Source organism: Streptomyces sp. GL_141 (genome assembly GCF_057834385.1).
The window spans coordinates 8,105,856-8,118,894 of the sequence record NZ_CM174402.1 but is presented as its reverse complement, the minus strand read 5'-3'; the positions used below and the strand labels follow the sequence as shown (position 1 = coordinate 8,118,894).

Annotated in this window: 9 protein-coding genes; 1 reads left to right on the top strand and 8 read right to left on the bottom strand. The window is 72.4% G+C overall.

Going from position 1 to position 13,039, the window contains the following annotated elements:
* Nucleotides 1-15 precede the first annotated feature (15 nt).
* Nucleotides 16-2,193: a serine/threonine protein kinase gene (locus AC3IX6_RS36140; RefSeq protein WP_489367500.1), complete on the top strand. Its 2,178-nt coding sequence runs from the start codon at nucleotides 16-18 to the stop codon at nucleotides 2,191-2,193.
* 41 nt (nucleotides 2,194-2,234) lie between these two features.
* On the opposite strand, the gene AC3IX6_RS36135 is transcribed toward AC3IX6_RS36140, so the two are convergent.
* From AC3IX6_RS36135 to AC3IX6_RS36100, 8 genes are all read right to left on the bottom strand, one after another.
* Complete coding sequence (locus AC3IX6_RS36135; RefSeq protein WP_489367499.1) at nucleotides 2,235-3,116, bottom strand: helix-turn-helix transcriptional regulator; 882 nt, start codon at nucleotides 3,114-3,116, stop codon at nucleotides 2,235-2,237.
* A gap of 69 nt (nucleotides 3,117-3,185) precedes the next feature.
* The gene (locus tag AC3IX6_RS36130) at nucleotides 3,186-3,980 is read right to left on the bottom strand and encodes an SDR family NAD(P)-dependent oxidoreductase (protein WP_489367497.1); all 795 of its coding nucleotides are present in this window, start codon (nucleotides 3,978-3,980) and stop codon (nucleotides 3,186-3,188) included.
* 110 nt (nucleotides 3,981-4,090) lie between these two features.
* Nucleotides 4,091-5,530 carry a serine/threonine-protein kinase gene (locus tag AC3IX6_RS36125; RefSeq protein WP_489367496.1) on the bottom strand — a complete coding sequence of 480 codons (1,440 nt, stop codon included), beginning with the start codon at nucleotides 5,528-5,530 and terminating at the stop codon, nucleotides 4,091-4,093.
* Nucleotides 5,527-6,336, bottom strand: coding sequence for a serine/threonine protein kinase (locus AC3IX6_RS36120; RefSeq protein ID WP_489367495.1), 810 nt, complete (start codon nucleotides 6,334-6,336; stop codon nucleotides 5,527-5,529). Before AC3IX6_RS36120 ends, AC3IX6_RS36125 begins: the two co-directional genes overlap by 4 nt.
* Nucleotides 6,337-6,812: 476 nt before the next feature.
* The gene (locus tag AC3IX6_RS36115) at nucleotides 6,813-8,840 is read right to left on the bottom strand and encodes a DUF8189 domain-containing protein (RefSeq protein ID WP_489367494.1); all 2,028 of its coding nucleotides are present in this window, start codon (nucleotides 8,838-8,840) and stop codon (nucleotides 6,813-6,815) included.
* 26 nt (nucleotides 8,841-8,866) lie between these two features.
* Nucleotides 8,867-10,339, bottom strand: a complete 1,473-nt coding sequence (locus AC3IX6_RS36110; protein WP_489367493.1) for a DUF8189 domain-containing protein — start codon at nucleotides 10,337-10,339, stop codon at nucleotides 8,867-8,869.
* A gap of 11 nt (nucleotides 10,340-10,350) precedes the next feature.
* Nucleotides 10,351-11,871 carry a DUF8189 domain-containing protein gene (locus tag AC3IX6_RS36105; protein WP_489371664.1) on the bottom strand — a complete coding sequence of 507 codons (1,521 nt, stop codon included), beginning with the start codon at nucleotides 11,869-11,871 and terminating at the stop codon, nucleotides 10,351-10,353.
* 62 nt (nucleotides 11,872-11,933) lie between these two features.
* A complete protein-coding gene (locus AC3IX6_RS36100) occupies nucleotides 11,934-12,911 on the bottom strand; it encodes an alpha/beta hydrolase-fold protein (protein WP_489367492.1) in 978 nt (325 codons plus the stop codon).
* Nucleotides 12,912-13,039 lie beyond the last annotated feature (128 nt).

Here is a 13,039-nt window from a genome sequence, read left to right as displayed (position 1 = left end):
AGGAGTCCACCGGTCATGTCCACGCTCCTGCCCCTGCTGCCCGACGATCCCGAACGGCTCGGGGAGTACGCCCTCCTCGGCAGGCTGGGCGGCGGCGGCATGGGGACCGTCTTCCTGGCCCGCACCGCCGGCGGCCGCCTCGCCGCGGTCAAGACCGTCCGGTCCGACCTGCGCGACCAGCCCGGCTACCGTCAGCGGCTGACGCTGGAGGCCGAGGCCGTACGGGCCCTGGGAGCGGAGCACACCGCGGCCTTCCTCGGCGCCGACCCCGACACGGCGCGGCCCTGGCTGGCCACGGCCTACCTCATCGGGCCCTCGCTGGCCGAGGCGGTGGCGGCCGGGGGGCCGCTGCCCGAACCGGTCGTCCGCGGACTCGGCGCCGCGCTCTCCGCCTCGCTCGCCGCCCTGCACCGTGCCGGGCTCGTCCACCGGGACGTCAAGCCGTCGAACGTACTGATCACGGCCCAGGGCCCCCGGCTCATCGACTTCGGGCTCGCCCAGGCCCCGGGCAGCCCCCGTCTCACGGAGCCCGGGGGACTCGCGGGCACACCGGCGTACATGTCACCGGAGCAGGCGCGCGGGGGGCCGCCCGGCCCGGAAGGCGATGTGTTCGCCCTCGCGGCGGTCCTGGTGTTCGCCTCGTCCGGCCACGGCCCCTACGACGCCCGCGGCCGGCAGAGCACCCTCGAACTGCTGCGGGACGGCGCCGACCCCGACCTGACGGGCCTGCCGGACGGACTGCGCGGGACGCTCGCCGCCTGCCTGTCGCCGGAGCCCGGCGACCGGCCCGCGCCCGGCCGGCTGCGCGACGCGTGGGGGCCGTTCGACCCCGGGGAGTTCGCCGAGCTGCTGCCGCAGGCGCTCCTCGCCGACCTGTCCCGCCGGATCGGTGACGTCGCCGGCGTCGCTTCCGCTCCGCTGCGCGCCCCCGCCCCGCGCCGCGCGCTCTCCCGCCGCGCCCTGATCTCGGGCGCGGCGGCCGCCGGGCTCGCCGTCGCGGGCGGCGCCTCGGCGCTGTGGGCCACCGGGAACCTCCCCGGTTCGGGCTCCGGTTCGGGCCCCGGCCCGGGCTCGGCCGACCGTACCGCGGTGCCCGGTCCCGGCCGGTCCTCCCGCCCGCCCGGCACCGCTCCGGCCCCGCTGTGGTCGGTCCCGTCCCCCTTCTCCGCCTCCGCGGCCGTCGCCTCCGACGAGGTCCTGATCCACACGGGCGACGTCCTGAGCGGGATCTCGACCGCCGACGGCCGGATCCTGTGGGAAACCCAGACCGCCAAGGTCGACGTGGCCGTGGCGGGCGACGAGCTCGTCGGCTTCGTCTTCGACGACGAGGGCAACGCGAGCGCGGGATACCTGGACCCGCGCACCGGCCACCTCGCCGCCGACGCCGCCAACCCGGCCGTCCTGGGCGACCTCGCCCACACCACGCAGCTCCTGGCCGCGGACGCCGAATGCCTCTACCTCAAGGCGTACTTCAGATCCGGCGACCGGCAACAGCAGGAGCAGGCGTGGCTGCTCTCCTACGAGCTGGTAGCCCGGAAGCTGCGCTGGCGCACGCGCGTCGAGGGCGCCGTCCTGGACTCGCTCGGCTCCCTCATGATGTCGTCGGTCATCTCCGGCGGCCGGCTGATCTGCTCGGATCCCGCACGCGTCTTCGCCGTGGACCTGCGCGACGGCCGCGTCCTGTGGGCCTGCCGGGTCCGCACCGACCAGGAGGCGGTGTCGCCGAACCAGTCGGGAGGCATCAACCCTCCGGTCGCCTCGGACCGCCACGTCTTCGACTTCGAGGAGCGGATCACGGCGGTGGACCTGGTGACGGGAGCGGTGGCCTGGAAGCTGGAGCCGGAGGGCACGAAACTGCTGAGCGCGCCCGTCTGCGTGAACGGCACCGTGTACGCCGCGGACGGGGCGCTCCAGGCCTTCGACGAGTCGACCGGGAAGAAGGTGTGGACCCACGACCCGGGCGCGTACGTCTCCATGCTGGCGGCTCCCGCCCCGTTCCGCGGGGAGCTCTACGCGGCGGTCGGCGGCGCCGGTCAGGCGGTCGTCGCGGTGGACGTCGCCGCCCGCCGCGTCGCGTGGACGCTCGCCGCGGGCGCCGTGAACATGCCCGACGGACCGACCATGATCGTCCAGCGCGGCAACCGGCTCTACCCCCAGACCGTCGACCGCCTCGCGGCCGTACCGCTCGACTGAGTTGCGCCGCGCCCCGGCCATGGGGGCGACTGCCCGGGAGGTCAGCGCGCGCGGTCGTCGGCCGGCCTGGAGGAAGGGGCCTCGGTGGCCCAGGCCAGCAGCATCCGCAGGGCGTCGTGCGAGGGGCTGCCCGGCTCGGCGGCATATGTGATCAAGGCCTGATCCGGGTCGTCCGTCGTGCGCAGGGTCTCGTAGGCGAGTTCCAGATCGCCGACCACGGGGTGGTGGAACCGCTTGGTGCCCGAGGTCTTGTCCTGCACCGGATGCTCGGCCCACCAGCGGCGGAAGTCCTCGCTCCTCATCGACAGTTCGCCGATCAAGCTCGCCAGTCTCGGGTCTTGCGGGTGCCGTCCCGCGTCCAGGTGGAGGTAGGCCACGTTCTCGCGGGCGCAGGAGGCCCAGTCCGCGTACAGCTCCCGGGAGGTCTCGTCGAGGAAGGTGATGCGGGCGATGTTGCGCTCGGCCGGGTCCAGCTCCGCGTAGTCGCCGAAGAGGGCGACCGCTGCCGCGTTCCAGGCCAGTACGTCCATGCGCCGGCCCATCACCATCGCCGGCATGTCCACCAGGTCGTCCAGCAGCCGCTGGAGCATGGGGCGCACGCGTTGCGGCCGGGGCCGGCGCACGGGTGCGTGCCGGGCGGCGGGCTGCGGTCGGGCGAGGCGGTACACGTGCCGGGCGGCATCCTCGTCCAGCCGCAGGGCGCGGGCGAGGGCGTCGAGCACCGCGTCCGAAGGGTTGGGCACGCGGCCCTGTTCCATCCGGGTGTAGTAGTCGACGCTCACTCCGGCGAGCTGCGCCATCTCCTCCCGGCGCAGACCCGCGACCCTGCGCCTGCCTCCGAAGTCCGGCAGTGCGACGTCTTCGAGGTGCAGGAGGGAGCGGCGGGTGCGGAGGAACTCGCCCAGGTTGGTGGCTGTGCTCATACGGCGATTGTCGCCGGTCGGCACGGGCGGCTGCCTGGCCCTGTCAGGGCCAGGCAGCCGCCACCGCGGTCAGGGGGCGGGGATGGCGGTCGCCAGGCCCCCGTCGACGGCGATGTCCTGGGCGGTGATGTAGGACGACCTCGGGGAGAGGAGGAAGGCCACGGTCTCGGCGACGTCCTGGGCCCGGCCGAGCCGCCCCAGCGGCACCTGGGCGCGGATGGCATCGTGCGAGGCGGGGTCCGGGTTGGCGGCATCGAACATCTCGGTGACGATGTAGCCCGGGCTGATCGAGTTCACCCGGATGCCGCGCCCGGCGAGGTCACTGCCCAGCGTGCGGGCCAGATTGTGGACGGCGGCCTTGGTGGCCGCGTACACCGGTGCGCCGGCCAGGCCCCGGTGCAGGGTCCACGAGGCGTTGATCACGATGGATCCGCCACCCGCCGCGTCGAGGAGCGGCAGCACCTTCTGGACCGTGAAGAACACCCCCTTGAAGTTGACGTCGACACTGAGGTCGAAGTCCCGCTCGGTGACCTCGTCGCTGCGCTGGAACACGCCGACCCCGGCGTTGGCGAACACCCCGTCCAGACGTCCGTGCCGTTCACGGATCAGGGCGGCCAGGCGGTCGAGATCGGCGAGGTCGGCGGAGTCGGCCCGGACCGTGAGCAGACGGGCACCCTGGTCGGACGCCTGGTCCAATTGCCGGGCTGCGCGGTCGAGGCGGGCGTCGTCGCGGCCGGTGATGACGATGTGGGCGCCGGCTTCCAGGAGCAGGCGCGCGGTCGCCAGGCCCATCCCGCTGGTTCCGCCGGTGATCAGGACGACACGGTCGTGGAAGCCGGTCACATCGCTGTTGTTGTCGGTCACGGCCACAGCTTCGCCACCCGTCTTCGGGCCGGCCAGGACCGGATCAACCCGGGTCTCCCAGCCCCCCTTCTGCGGGGCGACCGAGAACGTGCCGGTACCGGCCGGGAGCGTCAGCGCCCGGCCGCGGGCTGCGGGCACCCCCGCAGCGCCGGACGGTCCTTCGTGCGGACGGCGGGGAGCCATGCCGTGGGAGGTGTGGAGCCGGGCGGGAGGCGGACGTGGAACCAGCGGGTGGACTGCAGGTCCGCCTCGTCGATGATGGCCCGGCCGTCCGGCAACTGGCAGTCGACGGCGAGGACGTCGCCGTGCCACACCCGGGTCGGTACGACGTTGTCCGCGGTGTACTGGCGCATCGGGTCGATCGCCAGGCCCAGACTGCACTGCGGGTCCCGGTCGGCCCGCTCCTGGCAGCCCTTCTCCGCGTTGAACACCCGGATCGTGCCGGCCGCCGCACCCTTCAGGCCGTCCAGTGCGGAGGAGCTCGCCCGTGCCGCGTCCGACCACAGGGTCGTACCGGCGATCCCGCAGAGCGCGGTGGTGAGGATCGCGGCGCGGGCCCGGCCCCACAGCCGTCCCGTGCCCCTCCCGCGCGCCTCCTGTTCGGCGGTGATGCGGGCGAGCAGGCTCTCGGCGGTGTGCGGGGCACGCGCCTCGTGGGTCGGAGCGAGGCAGTCGGCGGCGAGCTCGCGCCAGAACGGCGGTACGGCCTGGTCCATGCGCAGCGGCGCGCGCCCTTCCCCGTACTCCTGGACGGCGGCGCCGCGCGCCATGGGCGTGGCGCCGGAGAACGGGGAGGCGCCGGAGCCGAACACCTCGTGGATGATGATGCCCAGGGCCCAGATGTCGGCACTCGGCCGGACCTTCACGCCCAGCTCCCCGAGGGGGGCCCGCCAGCGCTCGGGCGGAAGGTAGTCCAAGGTGCCCATGGGGGGCGCGTACCCGGACGTTCCCGTCATCTGGGTGGCGAGCCCGAAGTCCGAGAGCTTCACGCAACGGCCGCCGTCCAGCAGGACGTTCTCCGGCTTGAGGTCGGCGTGGACCCAGCCCGACCGGTGGAGGTGGGCGAGTCCCTCGCAGATCCCCGCGATGAGCCGGGCCCGGTCGGCCTCGGCCACCCCGGCGTCGAGGAGTTCCCGCAGGCTGCCCGCGGCCCGCTCCATGACCAGCACGATCGCGCCGTCCAGGGCGGGGCGGTCCGGTGCCTCGAGGACGAAGGAGTCCAGGAGGCGGATCAGCCGCGCGTGCCCGGCCCTGCGTCCCAGTTCGACCTCCCGGCGGGCGGATTCCACGATCCTGCGCGTCTGGCGCGGGGCATACCCGGCGGTCGGCATGATTTTGAGAGCGATGTCGGCGGGCGCCGCGGACGGGTGAGCGGGGGCCCGGCCGGTCCGGTCCGGGTACCGGTCGGCGGGCCGTGCGGCGTAGACCGTGGACCAGCCGCCGGCCCCGATCAGGTCGGTGATCGTCCACCCCTGCACCCGGTGGCCGGGTGGGAGCAGATCCGTGCCGTCGCATTCCGTGATGCCGCGCAGGGCGTGGGGCGTCGTCATCGCGCGGTCTGCCGCTCCCGCCCGCCGACCCCCGTCAGGGGCGGCAGCAGCGTCAGGTGCTCCTCGCGCACGAGCCCGAACCGCAGGGCGAGCCCGACGATCTCCTCCCGCTTGCCGTTGCGGCGGTCGCCCTTGCCGGGGTCGCGCGGGTCCGCGGCGCCGATGCGCAGCTTCTCGTCGGCGAGGTAGTCGATGTGCGAGCTGACCGCTCGTGCGGTCAGTGTGGCGCAGGCGACGTGGCCCCTGAGCCGTTCGACGATCTGGGGCGTGGTGGGGACCGCGACGCGGGACTGGTCGCGCAGGCGCGGTTCGCAGAGCGCGAGGAGCACCAGGAAGTAGGTGGCCGTCTCGTCCAGCGAGTAGGCGGTGACCGTGAGTCGGCCCCAGGGGGCGCCCATGGCCTCCGGGTCCAGGTAGACGTGATCGGGAGCGAACACCTGGAAGGAGACGGGGACGTCGCTGCGGGTGGGCAGCACGACGCGCGAGAACTCGAACGGGACGGGTGCCCCGACCCGGCGGGGCGGGACCCTCAGGTACTCCCCGGCGCCCTCCGGGTTCTCCACGAGGTAGCTGTGGGTGGTGCTGTGGTTCGTCAACTGCCAGTGGTCGTCGGTCACGTGGATCTCACCGGCGAGGCGGGAGATCGCCGCGTCGGCGAGGCGCAGCTCAACGGGGATCTTCGCGGATCCGCGTCCGAAGCGGGCGACTTCGCCCGGTCCGAGCCGTAACGTCACCGCATCGCCGTACGGTTCGCCGCCGTCGGCGCCACTGCACCCCTGCGGCAGATGGACGACTACCCCGCTCACCGCTCCCCCCGTTCCACGCGTCGTGCCGGACCGACGAGTTGAACAATACTCATCTCTCAAGGGAGTTCATCGGCGCACTTCAGCCACTTCGGCCGGGACGGCCCGCCGGGTCGGACGGCCCGCACCGGCTGCCCCGGGAGGCCCTCCGAGCCCCCTGGCCGGGAGGCCCGTCGGCCCTCTCCCCCCGGGCGGTTCGCCCCGTGTCCGCGGTCACTCCGGCCCTCTGCGGCGATGGCGGTTTGGGGTCGTTTTCGACTCTCTGGCGCGCGGTTCGGGGGAAGTTGTCGGCCCGCGGCGGGCGAGTGCGGCACACCGCCCACCGCGGTCGGCCGTGCGTGACCGGCCCTCGCTCCCCCGGCCGCGAAACGTCGCGTACGGAACCTGCCGGGGTGGGGAAGGTCACCGTGCCGGGAGGATCACGACCCCACCGAACCGCCCTTTCGCCCCTTTTACTTGGCGCGATCCGCACTCCGGGATCACCGTGCGGGACGGCCCGATACGACGGGCGCGACCGTCCGGTCACCGAAGGCCGTCCACGGCCGCCACCCGCCGCTGGGCCGATCCTGCACGCGGGTGCGCATCCTGCCTTCGGTGGTGACGGCGAAGACGTGGGTGCGCCCGGTGGGATCGGACACGACGGCGGGCGTGGCGGCGAGCCTGATACCGGGCTCCCCGAACTCCCCGCCGGAATCCCAGCTTCCACCGGGGGTGGTCTGCCGGCGGTGGCCGAGCCGGGAGCCACCGGGCGACAGCGAGAACGCCTCGAGGCGGCCGTCGGCGTTCGCGTTGAAAGCCGGGGCGGCGGCGCTCCAGTCGAACATCGGCAGCCACGCGTCCCAGCCTCCGCTCGGCACGGACTGCCGACGGCTGAAGGTTCCCACGCCCGACGGTCCGATCGCGGCGACGGTGAGCCGGCCGCTGCCGTCCCCCGCCACGCGCGGCGCGGCACCGGCCGCGGTGCCGAAGCGCTGCCACGCGGGGGTCCAGGCACCACCCGGGGTCTCCTGCCACCGGTGGAAGATCCCGGCCCCGCCGGGAGCGAGGGCGAAGACCTCGAGCCGGCCGTCGGCATTGGCCGCGACCACCGGGGGCGCGCCCGCGGCGCCGCCGAAGCCCGTCTCCCACGGATCCCAGGCCCGGGATCCCGGTGCCGCTTGCCGCCGCCGGGCTACGGACGCGCCGCCGGGGCTCAGGGCGAACGCCTCCAGTCTGCCGGCGGCGTCGCGGGCGACGGCGGGGGCGGCTCCGGCCGGCCCGCCGAACTCCTCCCAGTCGTACCAGCCGCCGTCCGGCCGCTGGGCCCGGTGGTGCAGGTTGGCTCCGTCCGGGGCGAGCGAGAACACCTCGAGCGCGCCGCCGGCGTTGCGGCCGAGCGTGGGCACCGCACCCGCCGGCCCGCCGAACGTCTCCCACGGCGACCAGGAGTCGGTGTCCGGGTCGACCTGGACGCGCCGGAGCATCGAGTGGTCGGAGGCGTCGAGCGCGAACACCGTGAGGCGGCCGGCGGCGTCGAGTCCGGCCACCGGGTTGTCCGCGCTCTGCCACGGCAGCGGTGTGTCCCGCCACTGGAGGGGCGCCACGTGCAGCCCGTGGCGGAACCAGCCCGCGGCGCAGGCGTACCAGGCCTCACCGTCGGCGATCACCTCCACGGCGTGACCGGCCACGTGGCCCGCGTACCCGGTGAGGTCGAAGCGGAGCGGATCCCGGGACGCCAGCACGTCCGTACCCTCGTAGCCGCCCCTTGGACCGATGAACAGGTAGTACCAGCCGTCCCGTTCGACGACGTACGGCGACTCGGTGACCGACACGGTCGGGTACGTGGCCGCGTCGGCGAACGCGATGCCCGGCTCGCTCCAGTGCAGCAGGTCGGTGGAGCGCCTGTGGGCGACGACGTGCCTGCCGCCCGGGCTCGAGAGTTCCGTGTAGTACATGACCCACTCGCCGCCGGCCCGCAGCACCATCGGGTCACGGGCCGCGATCCCGCGGAACAGCGGGCCGGACGGCTCGCGCGTCCAGGTGAACAGATCGTCCGACGTGGCGAGGCTGATCGCGGCGCCGCTCGCGCCGCCGCCCGCGTAGAACATCCAGAACCTGCCGCCGGCCTCGATGACATGCGGGGCCCACAGGTGCTCCTCGCCGTGGTAGCCCGGGTCGACGGTCAGCGCGTCGGCGTGGGTGGTCCAGGGGCCGTACGGGGCGGGCGCGGAGGCGTGCGCGAAGGAGATCTCCGCGGCACTGTCCGGTGCCTCGCCGGGCGCCGCACTGTTGCCGACGATGCTGAACAGGTGCCACCGGCCGTTCGCCCGGATCAGGGTGTGGTCGTTGAGGTAGCGGGGCCGGCCCGGCGTGGAGGGGTCGTAGACGTGGGTGAAGGAACCGGCGCCCACCCACTGGGACGCCGGACCTGGGACGGAGGTCGCTGCCGCGGCACGGCCCGTGAGCGGGAGCCCGAGGGCTCCCGCTCCGGCCGCGCGCAGCAGGCTGCGCCTGCTGAACGGATGCACGAGAAGACTCCAGAGGAACGTTTGCGTCAGTTGATCGCGGGTCCGGCGGTGTCCTTGAGCCAGCCCCACTGGGACCAGGTGGAGTGGTCGGTCTGCCACCGGTGGTAGACCCCGGTGGGATTGGTCCCGAAGACCTCGATCCGGCCGTCGGCATTGGCCACGGCCGTGATCTCCGTGCCACCGGCACCGAAGGACTCCCACCGGTCGTAAGGGCCGTTCGCCCCGGTCTGCCACATGTGCTGGGCTTCGCTGCCGTTGAGGGCGAACACCTCGACCCGCCCGTCCACGGTGCGCTGACTCGTCAACTGCGAGTTCGCGAGCCCGCCGGTCCCCTCCCAGCCCGACCAACTGGTGGGACCGGTCTGATACCGGTGGAAGACACCGACGGGCCCGGAGGCGAACACCTCGAGCCGACCGTCCAGGTTGTGGTCGACCGTCAGGTCATGACCACCGACACCGAAGTCCTCCCAAGAGGACCAACTGCCGTTCACGGACTCCTGATACAGATGCCGGAAGACCTCACCGTTGAGGGCGAACACCTCCAGCCGACCGTCCGGCGCCTTCTCCATCTCGATGCGGCTCTTCCCCGGACCGCTACCGGTCCCCTCCCATCCCGACCAGCCACCGTTGGGGGCCGCCTGGAACCGGTGGAACACGTTGTCCGGGCCTGAGGCGAACACCTCCAGTCGGCCGTCGCCATTGGAACCCACGGCGACGTCACGACCACCCTCACCGAACTTCTCCCAGCCCGACCAGCCGCCGGAGGGCTGGTTCTGGTAACGGTGCTGAAGGATCTGGCCGTTGATCGCGAACACCTCGAGCCGGCCGTCGGCATTCGACCCGATCGCCAGCTCCGCGCCCTTGGGACCCGCGATGAACTCCCAAGCCGACCAAGCGCCGTTGACGCTCTCCTGCCAGGCATGATGCACACCATCGGCCCCGGCCGCGAACACCTCAAGACGCCCGTCCACCGACCGCGCCGACACCACACGACCCGACTCCGCCGGATACACCAACGGCCCGGGGCCAGGACCGGGGTGGCCAAGACGGTCCACTGCGGCGCGCGCCGTGTCCATGTGCCGCAGATGGTGGCTCTGGTTGTAGGTGGACCAAGGCCTCCAGTCCGTGCCCCTGGAGGATATCCGGAAGGTCTCGTTCGCATTGCACTGCGCGTCGTAGGCGCAGGCGTCGCTGACTTCGGCGTGCCAGTAGTCGTTGATCTGCCACAGACCCCGGTCGGTGGACGGGGGCGTGTTGTTCGTGACGTTGTACGCCTGCGGATTACAGCTGGACTCCGCCAGGGCGACGGCGACGGCGGTCACCAGGCCCTCGCCCCGGAAGCCCGCGGTGTACCCGACCTCGGCACACAGGTCGCTCCCGGAGACGGCGGAGGCCGGCTGTGTGGCGCCGGCCATGATTCCCGCCGCCACGCACAGGGAGACGAACGCGGACAGAATGACGCGGTGGGGCGCTCTTCGAGCGCGCCGTGTGGCTCTCATCTGGCTTCTCCTCAGTTGATCGCGGGTCCGGCGGTGTCCTTGAGCCAGCCCCACTGGGACCAGGTGGAGCGGTCGGTCTGCCACCGGTGGTAGACCCCGGTGGGATTGGTCCCGAAGACCTCGATCCGGCCGTCGGCATTGGCCACGGCCGTGATCTCCGTGCCACCGGCACCGAAGGACTCCCACCGGTCGTAAGGGCCGTTCGCCCCGGTCTGCCACATGTGCTGGGCTTCGCTGCCGTTGAGGGCGAACACCTCGACCCGCCCGTCCACGGTGCGCTGACTCGTCAACTGCGAGTTCGCGAGCCCGCCGGTCCCCTCCCAGCCCGACCAACTGGTGGGACCGGTCTGATACCGGTGGAAGACACCGACGGGCCCGGAGGCGAACACCTCGAGCCGACCGTCCAGGTTGTGATCGACCGTCAGGTCATGACCACCGACACCGAAGTCCTCCCAAGAGGACCAACTGCCGTTCACGGACGTCTGAAACAGATGCCGGAAAACCTCATCATTCAGCGCGAACGCCTCAAGCCGGCCGTCCGGTGCCTTCGCCAGCTCGATGCGGCTCTTCCCCGGGCCACCGCCAGTCCCCTCCCAGCCCGACCAGCCACCGTTGGGGGCCGCCTGGAACCGGTGGAACACGTCCTCGGGACCGGAGGCGAACACCTCCAGTCGGCCGTCGCCATTGGAACCCACGGCGACGTCACGACCACCCTCACCGAACTTCTCCCAGCCCGACCAGCCGCCGGAGGGCTGGTTCTGGTAACGGTGCTGAAGGATCTGGCCGTTGATCGCGAACACCTCGAGCCGGCCGTCGGCATTCGACCCGATCGCCAGCTCCGCGCCCTTGGGACCCGCGATGAACTCCCAAGCCGACCAAGCGCCGTTGACGCTCTCCTGCCAGGCATGATGCACACCATCGGTCCCGGCCGCGAACACCTCAAGACGCCCGTCCACCGACCGCGCCGACACCACACGACCCGACTCCGCCGGATACACCAACGGCCCGGGGCCAGGATGGCTGCCCGGTGCGCAGGGCATGTCGATGCCGCGTTCCGCCAGGTAGGGAATCGGGTCGACACGCACGGACGCGCCCGTGTTCCCCCAGACCCGAAGGTGGAGATGAGGTCCGCTGGACTGGCCCTCGCTGCCGATCAGCGCGATCTGCTGCCCGGCGCTCACACGGTCGCCCTTCTGGACGTCCCGCCGGTACATGTGGCCGTACTCGGTGATGGTGCCGTCGGGGTGCAGGATGCGGATCCATTGCCCGTAGCCGGGTTCGTATCCCGAGATGATCACCTCGCCGTCGCCGACCGCGTAGATCGGGCTGCCGTAGTCGCCGGCGATGTCGATGCCGTTGTGCTCCCAGCTGTAGTACTGGGATATGTCACCGGCGGCCGGGCAGGCGGCGGCGAAACCGGCGGCCCGGGCCGGGACCGGGGAGACCGCGGTCTGCGCCCCGGCCGCCGCCGGCGAGGCAACGGCTAGCCCCGGAGCGAAGATCACGGTCAGCGCGAGAAGAACCCCGAGCATCCGCCCGAGCCCCCGCCCGGACATGCCTCGGGAAAGGACGGACATCATGCGAGGTCTCCCCGTCACGCCTTGCGCAGGCGGTCGATGACACCGTTGATGTCCTGCTCCAGCAGATGCCGGCGGACCCCGTGGCCGCCCTCCACCTCATGCTGCTCGTAGGGGATGCCCACGCGGTCGAGGTTCCACTTGAACTCCCGCTGGGTGGCGAGCACCAGGGTCTCGTTGGCGTAGCCCTGGATGTCCTGGGGGCTGGTGCCGGCGACCAGGAAGACCCGCTTGTGCCGGTAGCTCTCGATGCGCTCGCACGGGTTGTCCGCGCTGACCCGGGCCTGGTCCCAGAAGGGCACGCCGTAGATGCTGCCGCCGTTCAGTTCCACGGCGGCGGAGGAGGCGTTGGCCCAGTGGGTCACCAGGTCTCCGTTGCCCCCGCGCAGGTTGGCCGGGCCGGAGTGGGCGCTGACCGAGGCGAAGTGGCCGTAGTACTTGGCCGCGTACTTCAGGGCGCCGAAGCCGCCCATGGAGAACCCGGAGACGGCGCGGCCGTCGTACTCGGCGTAGGTGCGGAAGTTCGCGTCGATCCACGGGATCAGCTGCCCGATGTGGAAGTGCTCCCAGTTCCGGGCACCGATGTTGGAGCTCACCGCGTTGGAGTACCAGCCGGCCCGCCCGGCGTCGGGCATCACGACGATGAGATTCTTCCAGGCCGTCAGACCCCGGATGTCGTGGAGCACGTCGAAGGTCATGAAGTTCTCCAGGCCACCGTGGAGCAGGTAGAGAACGGGGTAGCGGCGCCCGCTGGTGTGGTAGCCGTCGGGGAGCAGCACGTTGACGGCCGGGGTCCAGCCGCCGATGGCGGAGGTCTGGAACCGGTAGTACCACATCCGGTGATCCTGCTGGTTGCGTTCCGTGACGCGCAGGTCGTCGGCCGCCGACGCCGCCGACGCCGACGCGAGAACGCCGCCGGCTCCCAGGGCCACCGCGGCGGTGAGCCCGCCGGCGGACTTGAGGATGCTCCTGCGGGTGGGGTCCTGCGTGGTCAAGGTGACCTCCTGTGGGCGAGCTGGCTGGTGACCCGGCTGCCGCCCCAGCGGCACCGGCGGTTTGGAAGCTAGCGATCCCCGCCCGGCAGGAGTATCCGGAACCTTACGGACTGACAGAACCGGATCGC

Bases quoted from the DNA above. Each gene is read 5' to 3' on its own strand.
- AC3IX6_RS36135 (WP_489367499.1), bottom strand. From the start codon at position 3,116: ATGAGCACAGCCACCAACCTGGGCGAGTTCCTCCGCACCCGCCGCTCC.
- AC3IX6_RS36140 (WP_489367500.1), top strand. From the start codon at position 16: ATGTCCACGCTCCTGCCCCTGCTGCCCGACGATCCCGAACGGCTCGGG.
- AC3IX6_RS36110 (WP_489367493.1), bottom strand. From the start codon at position 10,339: ATGAGAGCCACACGGCGCGCTCGAAGAGCGCCCCACCGCGTCATTCTG.
- AC3IX6_RS36105 (WP_489371664.1), bottom strand. From the start codon at position 11,871: ATGCTCGGGGTTCTTCTCGCGCTGACCGTGATCTTCGCTCCGGGGCTA.
- AC3IX6_RS36125 (WP_489367496.1), bottom strand. From the start codon at position 5,530: ATGACGACGCCCCACGCCCTGCGCGGCATCACGGAATGCGACGGCACG.